Source organism: Pseudomonas sp. MF6755 (genome assembly GCF_016405635.1).
Taxonomy (GTDB): domain Bacteria; phylum Pseudomonadota; class Gammaproteobacteria; order Pseudomonadales; family Pseudomonadaceae; genus Aquipseudomonas; species Aquipseudomonas haemolytica.
Genome location: NZ_JAEKDA010000009.1, coordinates 195574 through 218452 on the forward strand (window position 1 = coordinate 195574; position 22879 = coordinate 218452).

General features: G+C 66.2%; 16 protein-coding genes. All 16 read right to left on the minus strand.

Annotated elements, in window-relative coordinates; translation table 11 throughout:
- Positions 1–10 precede the first annotated feature (10 nt).
- On the minus strand, positions 11–637 hold the full coding sequence (locus tag JFT66_RS14170) for a helix-turn-helix transcriptional regulator (RefSeq protein WP_034119114.1): 627 nt from the start codon (positions 635–637) through the stop codon (positions 11–13).
- Complete coding sequence (locus tag JFT66_RS14175; protein ID WP_198859468.1) at positions 637–1770, minus strand: NAD(P)/FAD-dependent oxidoreductase; 1134 nt, start codon at positions 1768–1770, stop codon at positions 637–639. Before JFT66_RS14175 ends, JFT66_RS14170 begins: the two co-directional genes overlap by 1 nt.
- 13 nt (positions 1771–1783) lie before the next feature.
- Positions 1784–2731, minus strand: coding sequence for an ornithine cyclodeaminase family protein (locus JFT66_RS14180; RefSeq protein WP_198859469.1), 948 nt, complete (start codon positions 2729–2731; stop codon positions 1784–1786).
- A 346-nt stretch (positions 2732–3077) separates the two neighbouring features.
- A complete protein-coding gene (locus tag JFT66_RS14185; protein WP_198859470.1) occupies positions 3078–4460 on the minus strand; it encodes an isochorismate synthase in 1383 nt (460 codons plus the stop codon).
- Complete coding sequence (locus JFT66_RS14190; RefSeq protein ID WP_034119118.1) at positions 4457–4765, minus strand: isochorismate lyase; 309 nt, start codon at positions 4763–4765, stop codon at positions 4457–4459. Before JFT66_RS14190 ends, JFT66_RS14185 begins: the two co-directional genes overlap by 4 nt.
- On the minus strand, positions 4762–5511 hold the full coding sequence (locus JFT66_RS14195; protein WP_198859471.1) for a thioesterase II family protein: 750 nt from the start codon (positions 5509–5511) through the stop codon (positions 4762–4764). The genes JFT66_RS14190 and JFT66_RS14195 overlap by 4 nt, the downstream gene beginning before the upstream one ends.
- Positions 5508–7106: a (2,3-dihydroxybenzoyl)adenylate synthase gene (locus tag JFT66_RS14200; protein WP_153838430.1), complete on the minus strand. Its 1599-nt coding sequence runs from the start codon at positions 7104–7106 to the stop codon at positions 5508–5510. Before JFT66_RS14200 ends, JFT66_RS14195 begins: the two co-directional genes overlap by 4 nt.
- Entirely contained in the window at positions 7099–7818 is a 720-nt protein-coding gene (locus JFT66_RS14205) for a VOC family protein (protein WP_198859472.1), read from the minus strand. Before JFT66_RS14205 ends, JFT66_RS14200 begins: the two co-directional genes overlap by 8 nt.
- Entirely contained in the window at positions 7815–8960 is a 1146-nt protein-coding gene (locus JFT66_RS14210) for a Gfo/Idh/MocA family oxidoreductase (protein ID WP_198859473.1), read from the minus strand. Before JFT66_RS14210 ends, JFT66_RS14205 begins: the two co-directional genes overlap by 4 nt.
- On the minus strand, positions 8957–10135 hold the full coding sequence (locus JFT66_RS14215; protein WP_198859474.1) for a cytochrome P450: 1179 nt from the start codon (positions 10133–10135) through the stop codon (positions 8957–8959). Before JFT66_RS14215 ends, JFT66_RS14210 begins: the two co-directional genes overlap by 4 nt.
- Entirely contained in the window at positions 10132–11808 is a 1677-nt protein-coding gene (locus JFT66_RS14220) for a class I SAM-dependent methyltransferase (protein WP_198859475.1), read from the minus strand. The genes JFT66_RS14215 and JFT66_RS14220 overlap by 4 nt, the downstream gene beginning before the upstream one ends.
- Positions 11805–12839, minus strand: a complete 1035-nt coding sequence (locus tag JFT66_RS14225; protein ID WP_198859476.1) for a class I SAM-dependent methyltransferase — start codon at positions 12837–12839, stop codon at positions 11805–11807. Before JFT66_RS14225 ends, JFT66_RS14220 begins: the two co-directional genes overlap by 4 nt.
- On the minus strand, positions 12836–13939 hold the full coding sequence (locus JFT66_RS14230; RefSeq protein ID WP_198859477.1) for a saccharopine dehydrogenase NADP-binding domain-containing protein: 1104 nt from the start codon (positions 13937–13939) through the stop codon (positions 12836–12838). Before JFT66_RS14230 ends, JFT66_RS14225 begins: the two co-directional genes overlap by 4 nt.
- Entirely contained in the window at positions 13933–15678 is a 1746-nt protein-coding gene (locus JFT66_RS14235; RefSeq protein ID WP_198859478.1) for an ABC transporter ATP-binding protein, read from the minus strand. Before JFT66_RS14235 ends, JFT66_RS14230 begins: the two co-directional genes overlap by 7 nt.
- On the minus strand, positions 15675–17414 hold the full coding sequence (locus JFT66_RS14240) for an ABC transporter ATP-binding protein (RefSeq protein ID WP_198859479.1): 1740 nt from the start codon (positions 17412–17414) through the stop codon (positions 15675–15677). Before JFT66_RS14240 ends, JFT66_RS14235 begins: the two co-directional genes overlap by 4 nt.
- The gene (locus JFT66_RS14245; RefSeq protein WP_198859480.1) at positions 17411–22864 is read right to left on the minus strand and encodes a non-ribosomal peptide synthetase; all 5454 of its coding nucleotides are present in this window, start codon (positions 22862–22864) and stop codon (positions 17411–17413) included. Before JFT66_RS14245 ends, JFT66_RS14240 begins: the two co-directional genes overlap by 4 nt.
- Positions 22865–22879: the final 15 nt, after the last annotated feature.

Consider the following 22879-nt stretch of genomic DNA (forward strand, 5'->3'; position numbering starts at 1 on the left):
GTGGCGGGCGTTAACCCTTCAATTCCTTCAAATGCTTGTAGACCGTCGCCCGCCCCATGCCCAGCACATTGGCCACATAGTTGGAGGCGCTCTTGCCCTTGAACGCACCTTCGGCATGCAGCGCCAGCACCAGTTCGCGCTTGTGGTCGCGGGTCAGCAGGTTGAGGCTCAACTGGCGTTCGCGCAGCCAGGCGTGAAGGAACGTGTTGATGCGTTCCTGCCAATCATCGCGAAACAGCGCGTCGGGCTGTGCGATCAGCTTGCTCGGCGACAGGAACAGGTCCAGCGCCGCCTTGGCGGTTTCAAACATTGAGATATTCAGGTTGATGCACAGCACAGCCAGCCGGCGACCTTTGTGGTCGTGCAGTACGCTGCTCAGGCTGCGGATTTTCTGGCCGTCCCAGTTGAGCTTTTCGTACGGGCCGATATTCACTTCGCTCACGTCACCCTCCAGCATGTCCTCCAGCGACGAGTCGTCGCCGATGCTGCGCTTGGACAGGTTATTGGCGATGTAGTCGACGGTTTGCGTGCGCAGATCATGCAGCACCACTTCCGCATGGGGAAAGAACAGCGTGGCGATCGCATCGGCGATCGCACGAAAGTTCTGCATGACCTTGTCTTGTTCAGCGGTGTTCATCAATGGGGCTCCAGGCGGACGGGGGAGAGCATACCAGCGTCCAGGCCGAACCGCGTCAGCGCCTCGGGCAGCGGCGCGCCGCGCACCAACGCGGCACTCGCCTGGCCCATGGCTGGCGAGGTCTGGATACCATAGCCACCCTGTGCCGCCACCCAGTACAGCCCCGGCACCTGCGGATCAAAACCGGACAACAAATCACCGTCGGCCACGAAACTGCGCAGCCCGGCCCATGTGCGCGTCGGGCGGCGGATGGTCAGTGTGGTGGCCTCCTCGATCTGGTAGATACCCATGGCGATATCCAGCTCTTCGGGCTGCACGTCCTGGGCCTGAACCGGGTCGGCGTTAGCGGGCGAGCCGAGGAACATACCGGCATCCGGCTTCATGTAGAAGGCTTCGTCGAGGGCTACCAGCATCGGCCAGTCATGGCTGGCCAGGCCATCGGGGCCGGCGAAGATGAACGCCGAGCGGCGCTTGGGTTGCAAGCCGATGGACGCTGCGCCCGCCAGCCCACCGATATGGTCAGCCCAGGCGCCGGCAGCGTTGATGATGATCGGTGCGGTGAAGACTGCATCCTGGGTATGCACCTGCCACAGGCCTTCGGCGTCGCGGCTCAAGCCCAGCACATGGCTGTCGGTGCGCACCTGGCCGTGGTTGCGGCGAATGCCGCGCAGATAACCCTGGTGCAGGGCGTCGGTGTCGATGTCGCAGGCGGTAGGGTCATAGATTGCACCGTGGACTTTTTCACGACGCAGGATCGGTAGCCGCGCACAGGCCTCGTCGGCACTCAGGCGTTCCACCTGCTCCACGGTGGCCTTGGCGCTCAGGTATTGGCTGTCGAGTTCCGCGGGGTCACCGTTGAAGTCGACAGTCATTTCGCCCCGGGGTGTCAGCAGTGGGTGCTCACAGAACCCAGCGGGTGGCTGGTCGAAAAACGCGCGGCTGGCCAGGGTCAACGCCCGCACTTGCGGGGTGCCGTACGCCGCGGTGTAGAGCGCCGCCGAGCGCCCGGTGGAGTGATAGGCCGGATGGTTTTCACGTTCCAGCACCAGCACTTTGCCGTGCTGTGACAACCAGAAACCGGTGGACGCGCCGGCAATGCCGCCGCCGATGATGATGTAGTCTGCCTGGTGCATAAAAATCTCCTGATCAGCGCTGCAGTTGGTACAGCGCGTTGGCCAATGCAATGTCTTCCAGGCCCAGACCGATGGAACGGAAGAATACCGGACGCTGGTAGTCAGGGCGCTGCGCCATGTCGCTGAGCAATTCGGGCAGGTCGCCGAGCACTGCGCGTTTATCCCAACCATGCTGTTCGCTCGCGATCAGCATTTCGCCGGCCGAACCTGGAGTGGTCTGGCGGTAGTCGCAATACACCTGCATGTGGTTGAGGCTTGCCGGGGGCACTTCATGGGCACGCGGAGCGTTGGTGCTGATGGACGTGATCAGCGCGGGTTTGCGCAGGTGCATCGGGTTGATCACCGGGCCTGCCGATGAGGTGCAGAGCATAATCACATCTGCGTCTTCCAGGGCAGCCTCGCAGCTGGCGGCGAGGGTCAGGCGCGGGTCCAGGCTGCTCAACTGTGCGCGGGTTTCGGCGCTGGCGCTGCCAAGGCTGGGCGAATACAGCTGGATGTGCTGCCAGTCGCGCAGGTTCTGTACATAGCGCAAGTGCGCCTGGGCGACCTTGCCGCTGCCGATGATCGCCAGGCGCTGCGCCGTCGCCGGGGCCAGGGCGTCCACCGCCAATGCGGTGGTTGCGGCGGTGCGTGCAGTCGTCAGTTCAGAGGCATCGCATAACAGTAACGGCTGGCCGCTGTGCATCGACATCAACAGCGTCCAGGCCGTCACCAGAGGCCCTTGCTCACGCACGATATAGGGCGAGGTCTTGACCCCATATACGCCGTCTTCGGCCAGCACGCCCAGGTAGTTGATAAAGTCCCCGGCGCCTTGGGGAAACCCCACCAGCTGCTGCGGCGGTTGCACGGCCTGCCCGGCGGCCAGGTCGCGGAACAGCTTGCGCAGGATAAGCGGCACGTCGATCTGGGCGAGCAATGCCCGCGCTTGAGCTTGATCGATGATGAGGGGGGCATTGGACATGGATGTCTCCGGGAGAACTAATTTGTCTATTATGGACATTTAGTTCTTGTGCGCAATAACCTGGGGGAAAATGAGATCAATGTGGGAGGGGGCTTGCTCCCGATGGCGATATGTCAGTCACAAATGTGCTTACTGACACTCCCTCATCGGGAGCAAGCCCCCTCCCACAGCTTTAGCCGCGTTTTAGGCAGTGGCTTTTGTGCAGCTCAGGCACTCGATGGAGCGATCCACCGTGGTCTTGGCGATCTCCAACACGCGCCCTGCGCACAGCCACCATAAAACCTCCCATTAAAAACCATGACCAAATGCCACTAACCCCGCGAGCTTGCCGTGGGACCAAAACCGATCAGGTCGTCGCTTCAGTATCAGCCATGCAGGCCAGCAACAACGCCTGCTGCATGCTTGCCAGCTTGATCTGAGTCTCCTCGTACTCGTTAGCCGGCAGCGAACCCTCGACAATCCCGCAGCCGGCAAACGCATGGCAATGCCTCGGGGTGATCAGCGCCGAGCGCAGGGCCACGAGGAAATCGCCATTGCCATTGGCGTCCAGCCAACCCACGGGTGCTGCATACCAGCCGCGGTCAAACCCTTCATGTTCACGGATGAATGCCAAGGCCGGCGCCCTGGGCAGGCCACCGACAGCGGGCGTGGGGTGCAGCGCCTGGATGCCATCAAGCAAACGCTTGCCGGCGTTGAGGCGGGCGGTGATGGGCGTGCTCAAGTGTTGCACAGTGGCGAGTTTGAGCAGGCCGGGTCGTGGCGCGGCCTGCAGGTCGCTGACCTTGCCGTGCAGGGCCTCGGTGATGGTTTGCACCACCAGTTGATGTTCGTGCTGCTCCTTCGGGTCTGCCAATAAGCGTTCCCCCAGCGCCTGGTCTTCTTGCGGCTTGAGCCCGCGACGCGTGCTGCCCGCCAGGGCGTGGGTGGTCAGGCGGCCCGCGTCACAACTGAGCAGCCGTTCGGGCGTGGCGCCCATGAAGCACTGCTCGCCACGGTGGATGGCGAACAGGTGCGAAGCGTTGCGCCGGGCGTGCAAACGGCCCATTACCGCGCCGGTGTCGAGGGCTGCATTCAAGTGGTGGTCGATATGCCGCGCCAGCACCACCTTGCTCAAGTCACCCAGGGCAATGGCGTGCAGCGCGGTCTTGACCTTGGCCTGCCATTCGAGTGGGGGCAGTGCGGTGCGCTTCAATACAGTGGGTGTATGCGCGACGTAGATGCCCGGGTTGAGCAGGTGCTCATAGGCGGCCAGGCTGTCGCGCACCAATGCGGCAGGATCGCTGCCCGGCTCGACCACGCGCTGGCAGCGCAGCCAGCGCCCTGTGGCGTCCTCGCTGAGCAACCAGTGGGCGAGGTGGAAACTGGCGTCGGCAAACGGCGCCCAATGGGGCGCACAGGGTTGCTGTTCATCGAAGCGCATGCCGCCCAGCAGCAAGGGCGGGTAGGGCCCCTCCACCAGCGCATCGGCGCACAGCGCAAACCATTGGCGATCCACCTCGGCCATGCGCTGCGGCCCGGTGGCATCGATCTGCCAGGCGCAGCCCAGGCCGAACAGGCTCAGGTCCGGCGAGTGCGCGCACCAGAAGAAACCCTGCCGATGGGCTTCATACAGTGCCAAAGGCTCCAGCGTCGGCGCGGGGTACGCGCTCACGGCAATCACCGGCCGCTGGTACGCCACCGCCCGTTGATGCGCGGCCTGGAACACACTGAGCAAGTCGGCAGCGTTCATACTGCCTTGCTCTTTTTCTGCAGCCAGAACGCGGTCTGCTCGGCGATGTACCAGTGGATGATCTGGTTGAACAGGCTCTCGATAAACTCCCCATCCAGCCCGACGTCCTGCGCCCATTGTCGGCGTTGGGGCAGCATCGCCGCGACGCGCTCCGGGGCGGCGATGCTGGCCTGGTCGGGCTTGAATGCGGAGGCGGCCTTGACGTACTGCATGCGCAGGCCGAGGGCGTCGATGATCTGCTGGTCGAGGCTGTCGATGGCGTGGCGGATGTCTGCCAGGCCTGTGCACGCTTGCGGGGTTTTCATAGCAGGGCTTCCTGAGGCAGGTTGGCAACGCGTTGCAGCAGGTGATCGATCACCGGGCGCGGCTGTTGCTTGAGATAAAAATGATCGCCTTGGAACAGGCGGATATCCGTGGCGTGATGGCTCAAGTCGGCCCACGCGCAGGCTTGCTCAAGGCTGACCTCTGTATCCTCTCGGCCCAGCAGCACATCAATCGGCGCTGTCAGGCGCTTAAGTTCGGTGGGGCTCCAGGTCTCGATGGCCTGGTAGTCGCTGCGCAACGTGGGCAGGAACAACGCACGCAACTGCGGGTTGGCCCACAGGCTGGCGGCCTGGGCGTCCTGGCGCAGGATGTCGGCGATCAGCGTGGCGTCGTCCTGGCGGTGCAGGTCGCTGGGCGGTTGCCGGTGCGGTGGCGCGTGGGCCGAGACAAATACGTGGGCGGCCCCCCTGCCGACGGCTTCAAGTTGCACGCCCACGGCATAGGCAAGTGCTGCCCCCATGCTGTGACCGAACAGCAACAAGGGCCGCGCCGGCAAGGCCAGCAGCGCTTGGGTAATGTGCTCAGCCAGGGTCGCCAGGCAGGGCACATGGGCTTCGTTGAAGCGCTCTTCACGGCCGGGATACTGCACCGCCAGCAGGTCGATATCCCCCGGCAGGAGCGCCAGCCACGGGCGGAAAAAACTCGCGCTGCCACCGGCATGGGGCAGGCACACCAGGCGTGCGCGGGGCTGTTGGCCCTCACGCAACACGCGCAGCCATGGGCTCATAATGCCAATACCTGTTCCGCCAGGGCCTTGCGGTTGACCTTGCCCAGGCGCGTCAGCGGAAACTCGCGCAGCACCTGCAAGCGGTCCGGCAACTTGTAGGCTGCCAGCCCACGTTCGCGCAGCCAGGCGTTGATCGACGCCAAGTCCAATGGCGCGCCATGGGCCAGTACGCAGGCGCAACTGCGTTCCCCCAGCAACTCGTCGGCCAGGGCTACCAGCGCCACATCGCGGATCAGCGGATGGCCGAGCAGCAGGTTCTCGATCTCCTCCACCGGAATCTTCTCGCCGCCGCGGTTGATCACATCCTTGCTGCGCCCCTCGACAATCAAATGCCCCTCGGGCAGGCGCCGTACCAGGTCGCCGCTGCGGTAAAAGCCGTCGGCGGTAAACGCCCGCTGGTTGTGCTCGGCGGCGTTGTAGTAGCCGCGGATGGTGTAGGGCCCGCGCACCAGCAACTCACCTACGTCACCGGGCGCCACCGGCACATCATCGGCGTCGACGATACGGATCTCATCGGCGACCGTCAGAGGCAGGCCCTGGGTCTCGAAGATCCGTTCCTGGGGATCGTCCAGCGGCGTGAAGCACAGCAACCCTTCGGCCATGCCGTACACCTGTTGCAGGCCACAGCCCAGGGCCGGGCGGATGCGTGCGGCGATCTCGGCCTTGAGGCGTGCGCCGCCGACTTGTAGCCATTGCAAACTGCTGAGGTCATTGTCGGACCATTGCGCCACTTCCAGCCACAGCAACACCAGGGGCGGGATCAAGGCGGTGTGGGTGATGCGTTCGCGTTCGATCAGTTCGAAGGCGGTGTCCGGGCTTGGCTCCGGCGCCAAAACCACGGTGGCACCGACACTGAATACCCCGAGTGCGCCGGGTGAGGCCAACGGAAAGTTGTGCGCCACCGGCAACGCCGCCAGGTAACGGGTGTGGCCGTCGAACCCGCAGGCCTGGGCCGCCAGCCGCGCGTTGCACGCGTAGTCGTCATGGGTGCGCGGGATCAGCTTGGGCAGGCCGGTGGTGCCGCCGGACAACAGCAGTACCGCAACGTCTCGAGCGTCCGGTGCGGGGAACTCGCGGGGCGCGGCGACGCAATCGGCCAGGGCCACGAACTCCTCGGCCGCACCCACCACCCACACCTGTTGCAGGCTCGGCACTTGCTCACGCAAGGTGCGCGCCAGCGGCCGGTAATCAAAGCCCAAGTGCTGATCGACAATCACATAGGCCACCGCCTGGCTCAGGTGCCCCAGGTGGACCAATTCATGTTCGCGATGGGCCGGCAGCGCGAACACCGGGATCACGCCCAGGCGCAGCAGGGCGAAGGTCAGGCTGAAAAACTCGGCGATATTCGGTAACTGCACCAGCACCCGCTGGCCGGCAACCAGCCCGCGCTCGGCAAGGCCGGCGGCCAGTCGGTCGGCGTGTTGGTCCAGTTCGGCGTAGCTCCAGCGCCGATTGCCATCCACCAGGGCTTCCTGATGCGGTGTGCGTCGGGCTTGTTCGCGCAGCAGTTGGCCCAGGGGCACGCCTTGCCAATAGCCTTGCTCGCGGTAGCGGCGGATAAAATCTTCGGGCCAGTCAGTGCATCCATCAAGCATGGGAGTCTCCTTCGGCGGTCGGGCAGCTCAGCAACTGAGCGCCGTGCAATGTCAGCGGTTGCGCCAGGCCGGCGATTTGCACCGCCTGTACGCCGGTAAATTCAGCCGGTTGTAGGTGCAACATGGGGTCGTCGCCTGCCAGCAGGTTGAGGGCGGTGCGGTCGGCGGGGCTGACCCCCAGATGAATCGCCGCCAGCCCGGTAGCGCCGTTGGGGTGGATCAGCCGCACCGGGTGCTGGGAAGGCGTGTAGGGCGTGACCAGGAACGGCAAGCGCGCATGGCGCGGGTACACGAAACTAAAGCGCGTCTGGCTGCCGTCCACGCAGGTGCGTTGCCACTTCACCATCCGGCCCATCGCCACACCGCAGGCCGCCAGGCCCTTGAGGCGCGGCGCCAGGTGCTGGTCGTCGCAGAGCAAGGCCAGGTCACAAAAGCCTTCGCCGTGGGCGGCCCAGCGCAACATGCGCCGCCCGGCGCCACGCCCGGCCAGGCAGTCGATGGGCCACTTGAACAGCCAGGCGTGGCGCGGTGTGGTGAGCAACTCGATGATCGGCCCGTGGCTGAACCAGATATGCGCGTGTTGGGCGCGGGCCTCGGCGGTGGCGTAAGTGACTTCGAAGCCGGCAGCACGAAAGTTCGCCACGGCCTGGTGCAGGTCGCGCACCCACAGCAGCACATGGCTGCAGGCAGAACGGGATTGGGCAGTGTTCACAAGGGCAGGGCTCCCAACAGTTGCGCGCTGGGGTCAGCGCAGGGGGGTTGCACGGCGTCGGCGCGGCGGTGCAGTTCGGCCAGCGGCAGCGCTCGGGGGATCGGCGGTTCGATCAATTCCGGCATGCCGATCAAGCTGTTCATTTCGCGCCAGGCCATCGACACCTCGGTGGCCCACACGCCGCTGCGCAGGCGCCGTGCCGGTTCGTCGATGTCGTCGCACAGCGCGTCGAGGGCGACGCTGACCGCGTCGGGCCAGAGCTCGCTGAACACTTGGTGATAGCTGGCGGGCATCTGCGGGTCGAGCACCACCATGCTCGGCCCGGCCAGCCGCTCGCTGCCTTCGCCTGCCATGATCAAGCGGTCGGTGCTGTCCCGTGACGCGTGCAGGCGTGGGTTCCACAGCACCGGGCCATGGGTGTCGCACAGGCTCAGCACGCCGGCTTCACAGCCGACTTCAAGGCGATGCAGCAGGAAGGAGTGGTTGTCCGGGTCCTGGGGGTGCACCTGGTTTTGCACGCGCAGGCTGATCGGCACGCCATTGAAGCTGGCGTTCAACCGTGTAAACGGCTGTGCACCGACACTGGCGGCCGGTGCCGCAAATGCCCAGGGCCGCAAACCGCCGGCCAGCCGCCCGAGAATATCCAGCAAGGGGTAGGCCACCTGGCTGTTACAGGTCGCGTCGATATACGCCAGCCCCTGTTGCTCGCGCAGGTACGCGGCCACCGCGAGAAAACGCCGGATCGCGAGGATATTCGGGTACAGCGTATTCACCGCGTAGGCCGCCTGGCCCTGGCGTGCCGCCTGCATGCACGCGGCAATTTCGCGGTGGTGCACCGGGTGTTCCTGCAATACGTGAATGCCACGGCGCAACAGTTGCTGGGCCAGCTCACTGCCGGCGCCACCCGTCGCGCCGGACCGCACCACCACGCAGGCAATATCCACCGCGTTGGGCAGGTGCTCGACCGCATCGAACAGCGGCACGCCATAGTGGTCGGCGCAGGCTTGGGAGTAAGCATTGCCCCGCGACAGGATGCCCACCAGTTCATAGCGCTCATGGGCGCGGGCCAGGGCTTGCAGGTAGATGCGGCCAAACGCGGTGCCGGCGACGATCACGCGTTTGCGTGCCGGGGCGCGGCTCATGACCAAGTCACCGGCAGGCAATGGGCGCCGCGAAAGAACGTCGCGGTTTTCCACCGCACATCGCCGCAGCGTCGCAGGTTGGGCAGGCGCTCCACCAGCGCTTGCAGCGCCTCTTGTAATTCCACCCGCGCCAGGGCCGAACCGATGCAGTGATGCAAGCCGTGGCCGAAGCCAAAGTGGCCGCTGGCATCGCGCTGCAAGTCGAGGGTCTGCGGGTCGGCAAAGCGCGCCGGATCGTGGTTGGCCGCACCAATCGAGGCGAACACCGCTTCACCCCGGCGCACTAGGGTTTCACCGACCTGGATGTCGTCCAGGGCGTAATGCACAAACATCGCCGCCGACGCCAGCGGGATATAGCGCAGCAGCTCTTCCACCGCCTGGGGGATCTGCTCGGGATGGGCCTTGAGCTGTTGCCACTGCGCAGGGTTGTCCAGCAGTACCTGGATGAAGTTGGGAATCTGCGAGGCGCTGCCTTCGTAGCCAGCGACGAGGATGGCGATGCACAACAGCAGCAGGTGTTCTTCGCTCAGGCACTCGCCTTTCTCATCGGCCTGGGTCAGGGCGGTCATGAAATCGTCCTGTGGCTGGCGGCGCCGCTCGGCAACCAGGCCGTTGATATACGCGGCGAGTTCGCCCAGGTGTTGCTGGGTCAGGGCGGCGTCTTCGGCGCGGGTCGACAGCAGCGAGTCGTTCCACACCTTGAAGCGTTCGCGGTCTTGCAGCGGCACCCCCAGCAGCTCGCAGATCAACGCCAGCGGCAGCGGCAGGGCGTAGTCATTGACCAAGTCGGCGGGCGGGCCGGCGGCGAGCATGCGGTCGATCAGCTCATGGGCGTAGGCCCGGGCATGGGGGCGCAAGGCTTCGACGCGGCGCCGGGTAAACGCCTGGGCGGCGCGGGAGCGAATACGCGTCAGTTGCGGTGGATCCATCATCACAATGCCACCGGCAATCCGCGGGAACGCCCGGGGGGTGTCGTCGCGGCGAAACGCTTCGCTGCGGCTGAAACGCCGGTCGCCCAGTACCAGGCGCACATCGTCATAACGGGTGGCGAGCCAGGCGGGCGCGCCGATGGGCATCTGGATACGCAGCAGGCCCGGCGCTTGCTGGGCATGGCGGTAAGGCTCGGCCAGCTCCAGGTCGGTGAAGGCGTTGAAGGGGTAGGCCAGCGGGTTCATGGCAAGTCCTTGGCGATTGGCAGGTCGGGCAAACGGTCGAGCAGTTCAAGCTGCAGGTCGGGGTGTTCCAGGTGGGCGGCCAACGCGGCACGGCTCAGGCGCTGGCTCGGCACCTGGGCGACGAACACCCGATGGCCAAGACGCGCCAACGGGTGATCGGCGGCGGGCAGGCTGCGATTGCCCTGGAACCCGGCGCGGGCCAGGGCGGTTTGCCATTGGTCGAGGTCGAGGAAGGTGGTGCTGCTCAGCGCACGCTCATCACTGGCCTGGTTGAGCATGAAGGCCTGGGACGCCATCACCCAGAATTCCTCCTGGGTCGGTTCGCTGAACACCAGCCAGCCACCCGGCTTGAGCAAGGCCAGCAGCGTGGCGAGGGAACGCTCGGTGTCGCGGGCGGCATTTAGTACGCCACCGGCAACGATCAGGTCCCAGCTCTGGGTGGGATAACCCTGGGCCAGCGCAGGGCGGTCGATGTCGAATACGCCGTGGCGCACCCATGGCCAGGCGCGCAGGCGCTCGGCGGCCTGTTCACTGAAGTAACGCGACACGTCGGTGCACAGGTAGTCCACCGCTACATTTGCCAGGGCCGGCAACAGCGCCTGGGTGGTAGAGCCGGTGCCCGCGCCGACTTCCAATACCTGCAACGGTGCGTCGGTTGCCTGGCGTGCTGCCCAGGCGCCGACCCAGTGGGCCACTGCGCGATGCTGGTACTGCGCCGCGAGGCTTTCGCGGTACAACGCCGCCGCACGTTCGGTGCGGCCTTCGGGAAACAGCAGGTGCACCGCCGCGCAGTCACCGCGCATCAGCGCCGGCAACTGGCGAGCATTGTCCCGCGCATAGTCGAGGGTGGCGCTGCCGCCGGTATTGCGCGCCCAGTCCAGGCTCAGTTGTGCCCAGGTGCCTTCCAGGCTGGCGTCGCTCCAGGCGCTGGCGTCGAGGCAGGGGTGCAACTGATCGCCTTGGCGGTGCAGCAGTTGCTGGGCTTGCAGCACGTCGAGCCAGCGTGCGATCAAGGGCCGGTGGCCGGGGGCGATGCCAGCGTTGGCAAGGCCTTGGGCCATGTCGTGAAGCGGCGCGGGCAGCAGGCCGCAGTGTTCCAGGCCGTTGAGCATCGACAGCAGCGCGGCGTGGCTCAAGCGTTGGTTCAACTGTACGGCGTCGTGCAGTTGCGCGGCGCTGAACTGTTGATTGACGGCGGCCTCGGTCGCGTCCAGATAATCGTCCACCGCTGCCGGTGCGCAAGGCTGGGGCACGGCAAACAAGGTCTGGCCATGCAGCGCGACCGCACTCACCAAGGCATGCTCCAAGGCCCGCTCACACCAGCGCTGGTGCTCAAGCTTGACGCTGGCCAGCTCGCGCCCGTCGTCGGTAAAACCCTGCACGCGGCAATCGAGTTGCGCCGCAGCGCGCTCTGCCAGTTGCCAGTCGCCGGGGCGCGGGCTGACGAACAGCACCTGTTCCAGATGGCTCAGATCACTCAAGGCCAGGGCGGGAAAATCCAGCAGGCGTTCCAGTTGTTCGGCGCCCATCACCACCACTGCCGGGCGCTGGCGTTCGAGCACCGCGAGCAAACGGGCCGGCGCCTGTTGATGCACGCCCAGGCCGGTAAAGGCCGGTAGAGGCCAAGGCAAGGTTGCGGTTGGCAGGTCGATCAGCAACGTGTCGATATTCATGCGCGAACCCCTCTGGCGTGGAACACGCGTTGCCCCGCAGCGGCGAGCGGTTCCGACGCGGCGGGCCATACCTCGAGTAACTCGAAGCCGGCCGCCTGCAAGGCCAGGCGCCAGGCGTCGGGCGCCATGAAGGCTTCATCGCTGGTGCGCAACGGCGCGTCGAAGGGCGGTGACAGCAACAGGTGCATGAAGGTCAGCATCGCCGGGTTGTCGGCGATCGATTCGCTGAACAGCAAGGTGCCGCCATCGCCCAGGCAGGTGCGGATCTGCCCAAGGCAATAGGGCAGGTCGCGGGCGTTGTGCAGCACATTGCCAGCGATCACCAGGTCCTGGCTGCGCGGCGCGATGCCTTGGTCGCTGAAGCTGCGATTGAGGTCGAGCAGAGCGAATTGCATGCCCGGTTCAAGGCGCAACTGTCGTTGCGCTGCGCCGGTAAACAGCGAGCTGATATCGGTAAAGCGATAGTCCTTTTCACGCGCTTGCAGCGCCGTCAGCACCGCATCAGTGGTGCAGCGGGCGCCGCCGCCCAGTTCCAGCACCCGCAGCAATCCATCCGCGGCGCTGACTGGCTGTGCCCGCTCGGCCAAGGCGTGATTGATCGCCGCAGTGAAATGGTTGTGCTGGTAGGCGCCCAATACCTTCACCGGGTCTCCGCCGAGCATGAGCAAGTGGGTGAGGGTGAATTGATCGCGCAGCAGGTCGGGCAGGCACTCGATGACTTGGGTGTGCAGGCGCGCCATGTTGGCGGGAAAGCCCAGCTCGGCATACAGGCGCGGCAGTTCACCCACCTGCGGGTCGAGGGGCGGTGCTTGCCAGCCTAACTGTTCAGCGTCTGCGCACAGCATGCCCGCGCGGGTCAACGCCGCCAGCCAACGCCGTACCACCCAGGCATGCCGTGCGGCTGTGCCCAGCGCTGCGTTGATCTGTTCGGCGTTGCGCCAGGCCTGCAACGGCAATGCTTCGGTGTGCAGCAGCACCTGGGCCATCACGCCCAGGCTCAAGTGTTCCAACTCGTTCAGGGCGGTGTTCATAGGCAACCTTCTTCGGCGGCATGCAGTTGATCGAGTGGGCTGTGCAGCAGGTTCAGGGCACGAATCGCCGAGGTGCGCAGCAGGCGCTCAAGGCTGGCGGCGGGCGGCAAGGCCTGGGCGGCTTCATGGCAGCCGGCGCGGATCTCACCCTCGACCACGCTGACCACCGTGATCGCTGCCATGGCACCGGTCAGCGCCGCATTGCCGGCGCCGCTGAGCACCAGGCTGCGGGTCAGGGCCTGATCGTGGTGCCGGCCATCGAGTTGCAGCAGCAGGGTGACGAAAGGCGCCTGGCCGCTCATATCCAGGCGGCTGGCGTCGCACAAGCGCTGCACGGCGTCGGCCCGTGGCAGGCCATGGGCCTGGTCGAGGGCCTTGAGCACGTAGCCGTCGGTGATCACGCTGAACCACTGGCCGACTTCAAGGTTCAGGTCCACGGCCAGGCGTTCGCCCTCAAGGTTCAGGTAGGGCAACAGGTGCACCTGGCCGGGAAAGCAGGGTACCGACACCTCGCGCTGGCGCCGCAGTGCGCGGCTGCGGCGGCCGTTGTGCCAGGCCGCCAGTGGTTCGCTGCTGCCGTCCACCGCGCCTTGCAAAAAGTCGTCGGCGGCCACAGCGGTGAAGTGATCGCGCACACCGAAATAGCTGGTCAGGCCCCGCACCTGGGTGAACGCCTGCTCGGCCAGCCACCGCGGCAGCAGGCCGGTAAGCCCTGGTTGCAGGCCGGCGCCCAGCACTGCGCAGCGGCCACGCCACTGGGCCGGGTCGAGGTGCGTTGGGCCGGCAGCATCGACGTAATGGGCGTCGGCGTGCAACGCGGCGTGTGCGGCACGCTCCTCTACGCGCCAGGAAGGGCCGGCGCAGTTGAGCAGCACATCGCAACTTCGGGCGAACGCGGCCAGGGCCGGGCCGTCGTTGAAGTCCACTGCGGCCCATTGCAAATGCGCTTGGGGCCATTGCTGCTGGAGTACTTCCATGCAGCGCGCACCCTTGACGGCATCACGCCCACCCAGGCGCAGAGCGTTCACCCCGAGCTTCAACAGCGCCTGGGCGCTGGCCAGACCCACGTCGCCACTGGCGCCCAACACCCCGATCAGCATGGCTGGGCCTCGGCGCTCAAGCGCCAGCCGCCGGCGCGCTGGCGGTCATGCCAGAACCCGGCGTAGCGACCGTTGCGGGCCAGCAACTGTGCATGGGTGCCCGACTCCACCAGGCAACCTTCATCCAGCACCAGGATCTGGTCGGCGGCCATGATGGTCGGCAAGCGATGGGCGATCACCAGCACGGTGGAGCTTTGCATCAGGCGGCCAATTGCTGCCTGTACGAAGGCTTCGTTGTGCGGGTCCAGCGCCGCCGTGGCTTCATCCAGTAGCACGATCGGCGCACGCTTGAGCAAGGCGCGGGCCAGGGAAACGCGTTGGCGTTCGCCGCCGGACAGCGCCGCGCCGCCTTCGCCCACTGGCGTGTTCCAACCCTGGGGCAGGCGCGCGACGATTTCATCCACGCCCGCCAGCCGCGCCGCTTCGGCCACTTGCTCAGTACTGGCGTCCGGGCTGCCGACGCGGATGTTTGCCTCGAGGCTGTCGTCGAACAGGTAAACGTCCTGCATCACCAGGGACAACTGCGCCATCAGCGCGGCGTTAGACAGCTCGCGCACGTCCACGCCACCGACCTTGACGCTGCCCTCGCTGGCATCGAAAAAACGCATCAACAGGCGCGTGACGGTGGTCTTGCCCGAGCCCGAGGCGCCGACAATCGCGGTCATCGAATGGGCCGGGGCGTTGAACGTCAGGCGGTGCAGCACCTTGGGCCCGCTGGGGTAAGCGAAGCTGACCTGGTCAAAGGCCAGGCTGCCGGGCGCCGTCAGCGGCTGGCTCACAGCGGGTTCCGGCAACGACGGTTCGCGCAGGATGCTCACCAGTTGCTCCAGGTCGTTACCGGCCATGCGCAACAAGCCGCTGCGCGCCGCCGCTTCGGCCAGTGGCCCGACAAAACGCGCGGCCAGGGCGAGCAGGGCGACCAACTGGATGGCGTCGATTTCACCCTGGGCGGCCAGGGCAATGCCCACGCCCACCAGTAGTGCGAACGCCAACTGCACGGTCAAGCCACCGGCCAGCAATTTCGGAAAGGTCTGGGACAGCATCGAGCCGCCCGCGTGTTTCTGCGCCAGGTTGGCAGCTTGCAACGGCGCGTAGCCGTCCTGGGTGCGACCAAAGGCACGCAGCACTTGCTGGTAGCGGGCGAACTCCACCACGCGGTTACCGGCCAGGGTTGCGGCGGCTTCCACCCGTGCGTCGTTGCTGCCGATGGCCGCAGCCGACCAATGATGGGTGAAGTAAATCAAAGGCGCGCACAGCACGGCGGTCAGGCCCAGGCGCCAGTCGAACACAAACAGGCTCAACGCAACCGTGGCCGGCACCACCACGCCGGACACTACCGGCCCCAGGTAATGGGCAAATAACCCGGTCACCATCAAGGTGCCGCTGGTGGCACTGCGCGACAGGCGACCGACTTTTTCCGAGTTGAACCAGCCCAGCGGCAGGGTCACCAGGTGCTGGCCAAGGCGATCATGCAGGGTAGTCAACACCACCAGCGCCAGCGCGAACCCCTTCATCGCCTGTTGGTAATGGGCAATGCAGGTCAGCACCACCATCGCCGCCAGGCCCGCCAGCCAGAGGCCTGCGCTGTGCAGGTCGCCGGCAAACAGGGCTTGCAGGATCGGCACCAGGAACGCCACGGCCACGCCTTGCAGCACGGCACTGGTCACCAGCCACGCGAGGTAGCGGTACAGGCGTGCGGCATGGGCCGGGCCCAATAAAGTCACAAGGCTGCGGATCACAAGGACATCTCCAGGTCGGGGGCGGTGGTTTCGGCGCCGGTGCGCCACAGGCGGGCATAGGCGCCGTTGGCCTGCAGCAGTTGTTCATGGCGCCCGCTTTCGAGGACGCGGCCCTGGTCGAGCACGACGATTTGGTCGACCCCGCAAATGCTCGCCAGGCGATGGGCGATCACCAGCACCGTGCGGCCCCGGGCCAGGGCGGACAGGGCGTCCTGGATCAAGGCTTCGGACTCGGGGTCGGCGTGGGAGGTGGCTTCATCGAGGATCAATACCGGCGTGTCGGCCAGCAGCGTGCGGGCGATGGACAGGCGTTGGGCTTCACCGCCGGAGAAAATCGCGTCTTCACCGATCACCGACTGGTAGCCCCGGGGCAGGGCCTGGATGCGCTGATGAATCTGCGCCGAACGGGCGGCGGCTTCGACGTCGGCGTCGCTGGCTTCGGGGCGGCCCAGGCGCAGGTTATCGGCGACGGTGCCGTGCACCAGTTGCGCGTCTTGCAACACAAAGCCCACCTGTTGATATAGCTGGCGCGGGTCAATTTCGCGCACATCCACACCGCCGACGCAGACCCGCCCGGCGTTGACGTCATGAAAGCGCGGCACCAGCTTGGCCAGGGTCGACTTGCCCGCGCCGGAGGCCCCCACCAACGCGGTGACGCTGCCGGCCGGGCAATGCAGGTCGACGCCATTGAGGATCCTATGCGCGGGGTCATAACCGAACTGCACCTGTTCAAAGCTGATGTCGCTGCCCTGTGGCGGCACGCATACCTTGGGCGTGGGCAGTTCTTCGACGTCCAGCAGCGCTTCGATGCGGTCGGCCGCCGCCAGGGCGGTGCGCTGCGCGGTGAGGCTCTGGTTGATCACCAGCAGCGACTGCGGGATCACCACCGCCACCAGGGTTTCTGCGAACAACTGCAACGGTGTGATCCAGCCTTGGGCCAGCAACAGGCTGCCCACCGTCAGGCTGACCAGCAGGATCACCGGCACACTCAAGGCCATCGACGAAAACGCTTCCAGGCGCAGCAATGGTTTGACCCAGCCAGCGTATTGCGTGCTGAACTGGTTGACCGCCTGCTGATAGCTGCGATGGGCCTGGCCGACCTGGCCGAACGCCTTGACCACGGCAATGCCGTGGACAAACTCGACAATCGCCGCGCTGACCCGGGTCATGCTCTTGTCGAGCAACTGCATCTTGGCGCCGAAGCCGCGCATCATCAGGCTGTAGGCCACCGCGTAGATCGGCAGGGTCAGTACCGCCAGCAGCGCCAGGCGCCAGTTCAACGTGGCCAGCCAGGCCAGCCCGGCCAGCGGCGTGACAATCGCGGCGGTGAGTTCCACAGCGTGATGGGCGATCAGGTGGTGCAGGTCTTCGAGGTCGTCCTGCACCACCTTGCGCACGGCGCCGGAGGTGGTGTCGGTGTACCAGCCCAGGGGCACGCGCCCGAGTTTGCGCACCATGGCTTCGCGCAGGCTCGATTGCAGCCGGTGGTCGGCCACATGGGTCAGCCACAGCGCGACGCCGCTGGCCATCCAGCCCAGGCTCAGGGCGATGACCACCAGCGCTGCCCACTGCCATAGGGTGGAACTGTCGGCATTACCGGCGAGCAGCAAGCGGCCCAGTTCGGTGAGGCCGATAAAGGGCACCAGGTTGACCAGCGCGCCGATTGCGGCAAACACCACGCCGAGGCGAATCAAGCGGTTGACCGGACGTTTCAGGGTATCCAGAGCAGTAGTCATGAGTTTTTCCGAAGGGCCTCGAGCAGGTGCGCGGTGACGGTGTGCACATGGGGCGGTTCGATCACGCTGAAGTGGTTGCCGGGCACATCGATCAAGTTGAATTGACCCAGGCACGCGTCTTCCCAGAAGGGCGCCGCCAGGTGGCCGACACCGCCGGTGATACCGAACGATTGCTGCTCCAGGCAGCGCAGGTAGGTCATGTTGCCGAGGAAGGGCGGCGGGTCGAACCGCGCCGCTCGCATGCTGTGGCGACATACGCGGAACAGGGTCGGCACCAGTTCGGGGCCGATGGGCACCCCGGCCTGGCCGGACGCCAGGCGTGCGTACTCGGCCAGGCGCTCTTCCTGGCTGCGCGCCGATTGTTGCTGCACCGCCAGCGCCAGCGCCTCCAGGCCGGGGTCGCCTTTCAGCGCAGCCATGGCCCCGGCGGGCACGCGACGGTTGTCGCGGGCCATCAGCAGGTCGATGGCGCGGTACACGTCGTAGTCTTCGATATGGGCGCCGAACACGGTCTTCACCGGGTCCAGGTTGAGGTTGGGCACGAAGATCGCCTCATAGGCCAGCTCTTCGTCGGTGTCGATAAACATCGGGATGCTGTCGATCAGGCTCAGGTCCACCACCTCCATGCCGCGCTCCAGCAGGCGCCGGGCGACTTCGGTGGCGAGCAGGCCGCCGAGGCAGTAGCCGATTAACTGGAAGCGCTGATGGCCGTCGGCGATCAAGCGGTCGGCATAGTCCTGGGCCACGCTTTCGATCAGGCGCTTGGGCTCCAGGGCCAGGTACTGCGCGGTGTCGGCCACCGCAAAGCCAATCACCGGCCCGGCTTGCTGGGCGGCGAGTGAACGGCCCAGGTGCTGGAAATAGTCGAGGGTGCCCAGGGCAGCATGGAACATCACCCGCACCGGGCCGACCTCGCCACCGCCGAACGGCACGACCAGGGCGTTGCTGTTGGTTGCGCGCTGCGACTCGTTAGGCATCGCAGCGGTGGGCGCGCTTTCACCGTGGTTGAGCAGGCGCGCCAGAGCGCTGACAGTCGGCTCGTTGAGCATCTGGCGCAGCAGCGTGTCGTAGCTCAGGCTTTGCGCCTGGGGCAGTTGTTCGCGCAACTGGCCGGCGACGCGGGCGAGGATCAGCGAATCGGCGCCTTTCTCGTAGAAACTGTCGTCAGCGCCGATCTGCGCCAGGCCCAGGGCCTCGGCCCACACCTGGCACAGCTCGGCGGTGAGCGGGTCGCTGGGCACCTCATCGCTATTGCCGGCCTGGGCATCGACGGCGGGGCGCCAGGTGGCCAGGGTCTTGCGGTCGACCTTGCCGTTGGCGGTCAGGGGCAGGCGGTCGAGCACTTGCAGGTGCGCCGGCAGCATGTAGTCCGGCAGGCGTTGCGCCAGGACGCGGCGCAGGCTGTCGACGCTCAAACGTTGGAACCCGGCCTTGAAACGCGCCGCGAACACTTGCATACCGAGGGCGGCCAGCGGGTGGTCGGCGTAGGGCAGGGCCGGCAGGCATTCGCCGCCGAACGCCTTGACCCTGGCCTGCCAGACATCCGCACCACGCAAACCGCTGCGGCCCTGGTCGCGGTCGTCGCCCGTCGGCGTCATCATAAAGCCCTGGGTCAGCAGGATCGGCGGCCACTCGCCGGTCGGTTCGCTGAACACCAGCCAGCCACCTGGGCTGAGTAATTCGGTGATCTGGCCGAGGGCGTTGTCGATGTCCTTGACGCTGTTGAGCATGCCCGCGCACAGCACGATATCCACGCTGTTGCTGGCCAAGCCCTGGGGGCGGATGTCCTGGTCAATGTCCAGCACGCCATAGCGTACCCAGGCGTGGTCGGCAAAGCGCTGCTTGGCCGTCGGCAGGAAAAATGCGGTCATGTCGGTGAACAGGTAATCCACTTCCAGGCCATCGAGCAGGCTGATCACCGGCGCGCTGGTGGCCCCGGTGCCGGCACCGATTTCGAGGATGCGCAGCGGGCCATCGCCGTCATGCTGGGTGGCAAGACGGTTGATCAGCGCGGCGATGCTGTGGTTGTTGTAGCGCGACACCGCATCCCCGCCATACAGCTGCGATGCCAGGTCTTGCTGGCCCTGTGGGAACAGCAGATCGAACGGGTTGACCTCGCCGCGCAGCAGTTGCGGCAGTTGCCACACGTGGCTGAGTTGATAGTCGAGCAGCGTCTGGCTGCACAGCCCGGACGCGACCGCGTGCTCCACTCGGCCCCAGGCCAACGCCGGGTTTGGCGCGCTGTGCAGCAGGCGATAACGGGATTGTTCACGCTGCAACAGGCCCGCTTCACACAAGGCCACCAGCCAGCGACGCACCAGCCAGTGATGGCGCGGTTGCACGTGCAAGGCATCGAGGATCGCGGGTGCATCCGGCTCGGCCAGCGCACCGCTGAACAGTTGCGCCTTGAGCATGACCTCCAGCATCGAACTCAAGGCAGCGGCGCTGAGGTCAGCCTGATAATCACTGACCTGTTGCGCGTCAAAGCGGCCGACCTGGCTGTCGGCATAACGCTGCACCGCCGTCAGCAGCGGCGCGTCTGGCAGCGGTTCGGGCTCTACACGCGCCGCCGTGACGAAGGCCAGCAGCTCGCCGCTGAGCAGGCTGACCGCGCTGTCCACGCCAGGGGTGGCGAGCAGCGCGGCGTCGATTTCGCCCAGCTCCACGCGATGCCCACGGATCTTGACCTGGCCGTCTTCACGGCCGAGGAACTCCAGCTCACCTCCCGGCAGGTAGCGGCCTCGGTCACCGGTGCGATACAGGCGCTGGCCGTCGAGCGGGTGGGCGAAGAAGCGGGCGTCACTCAATGCCGGGTCGCCGAGGTAACCCTGGGCCAGGCCAACCCCAGTGATGTACAGGTCGCCCGGCACCCAGGTCGGCGCATCGCGCCATTGGCTGTCCAGCACTCGGAAACCCTGATTGGCCAACGGCAGCCCGTAGGGAATACTGCGCCACGCCGGGTCAATCGCGCCGATGGGGTGCAGGTTCGACCAGATCGAGGCTTCGGTGGCACCGCCCAAGGCTACCAGGGCCAGGTCCGGCAATAGCGCTTGCAGCTGTGGTGGCAGGTTCAGTGGGATCCAGTCACCCGACAGCAGCGCCAGGCGCAGGCTGTCCAGGGGCCGCGGCTCGGCCTGCAGGTAGTGGGCGAGCATGTGCAGTTGCGCCGGTACTGAGTTCCACAGCGTGACCTGATGACGCTGCACCAGCTCGGCCCAGTGCGACGGGTCGGCGCCGCGTGCCGGGTCGGGCAGCACCAGGGTGGCGCCTACCGCGAGAGGGCCGAACAGGTCATACACCGACAAGTCGAAACTCAGTTGCGCCAGGCCCAGCACGCGGTCGGCGGCGTTGACCTGGAAGCGCCGGTTGATGTCCTGCACGGTATTGAGGGCGGCGCGGTGGCTGATCATCACACCTTTGGGCTCGCCGGTGGAGCCGGAGGTGTAGATCACATAGGCGAGGTCGTCGGGGCTGGCGTCCTGTGCCGGGAAGTCTGGCGTGGCCGCTGCCAGTTGATCCACCGCATGCCAGTGCAAACCCTCGGGCAATGGCGTGTGGGGCAGCGCCTGGGAGTGGCCGAGCACATGCCGCACGTTGGCGCTGTGCAGTACGCGGTCGCGGCGGGCGGCCGGGGCGTTGCTGTCCAGCGGCAGGTAAGCCGCGCCGGCCAGCAGCACGCCGTAGGCGGCAATCACCTGGTCGCGGCCCTTGGGCATGAGGATTGCCACCGGTTCCTGAGCGCGACAACCAGCGGCGCTCAAGGCTGCGGCAACCGCCAGGGCGCGCTCCATCAATGCGGCGTAGGTCAGGCTGCCGTGGGCGTCGACCACTGCGAGGGCCTGTGGCCGTTCCCAGGCCATGGCCAACAGGCCGTCATGCAGGCGGCCGGTGGGCAGCGGTGCGGCAGTGGCATTGGCGGCCAGGCGCTCACGCTGTTGCCAGGCCGGAAGCGGCACTTGCATGGGGTGGTCCCAGGCCGCCGGGTCCTGGGCTAACAACTGCAACTCGGCAACGAACGCTTGCTGCATATCCTCGATCAAACCGTCGGGGAATACGCCCTGGCGCACGTCCCAGTGGATGTGCAAGCCATTCGCGTCATCCATCACCTGGCAATCGAGGGTCACCTGCGGGGTCTGGGTGATGCCGTGACCAACCCGGCGCTGGCTGGCGGCCGGCGGTTCGATCGCCAGCCCAATGGCGCTGGTGAACACCACCGGCATGGCCGCCGCTTCACGCCCGCGACGGCGGCCGATTTCGCGCATCACTTGAATGCCGGAGAACAAGCGGTGCTCCAGGTCGGCGAACAATTGGTTGCCCAGTTGCCGTGCCTGGGTGGTGAAATCCTGGCCTTGGGGATCGTTGACCTGCAACAGGCTGACCGAGGTGAAGTCCCCCACCAGTTGGCCAACTTGAGGATGCAGCGGCAAGCGGTTGAGCAGCGTCAGGTTGAGGCTGAAGGTGGGTTGCTGGCTCCAGCGTTGCAAGGTGCCGGCATAGGCGCTGAGCACCACGATGGATGGGGTGAGGCCGAGGGCGTTGGCGGCTTTTTTCAGGGCGCCCCATTGCTGCGCATCGAGTTGCGCCGAGTGGCGTTGGAAGCGTGGCACTGTGGTGTCTTCGCCGCTCAAGGGCGCTGGCAGTTGCGGGGCTGCGGGCAGTTCATCGATACGCGCCAGCCAGTAGTCACGGTCGCGCTGGTGGCGGCTGCCTTCGAGCAGGCCGCGTTCGGCCAGCAGGTAATCGCGGAAGGTGATGTCCAGTTCCGGCAAGCTGGCCTGGGGATCGTGCAGCAGTTGCTCCAGCTCATTGAACAGCAGCTGCGCGCTGGCCCAGTCGGCGATCAGTGAGTCCATGGAAAAGTGCAGGGTGTCGCCGTTGTCGCTGCGGCTCAGGCGCAGTTCGAACAGTGGCCAGGTCTCGGTGGGGTAGAGCTTCTGCTCCATGGCCTGGCGGATGTGTTGCACGCCGTGCTGATGCTGCTCGCGGGTGACGCCGCGCAGGTCCGCGACCGCCAGCGGGTAATGGGCGACCTCGGCGAGCACGCGTTGGGAGCCTTCGCTGGCGATCACCGCACGCAGCATGTCGTGGCGCGCGATCAGGCGGTTCCAGGCCTGTTCTACGAGCTGCGGGTCGAGGCGCGGCCAGCTCAGTTCGAGGTAACCATGACAGGCCACATTGCCGTAGCCGAACGACGACTGGCGGCCGAGCAGGTAGGCGTTCTGCACATCGGTAAGCGGGAAGGGCGCGTGGCGCTGCGATGGGTCGGGCACGACCTCGGGGCGCTCCTGGGTTTGCAGCAGGTGCAGGATCTGCTGTTTGTGCTCGCGCAGTTGCGCCAGGCGCTCGGCGTCGAGCAGGCCCTGGGGCGCGCGAAATTTGAGTTGACCATCCTGGGGCCAGAGTTCGACGCCCAGGGACTTGAGTTCGCTTAACAGTTTGGCGGCGGGCATGGGGACAGCTCCTGG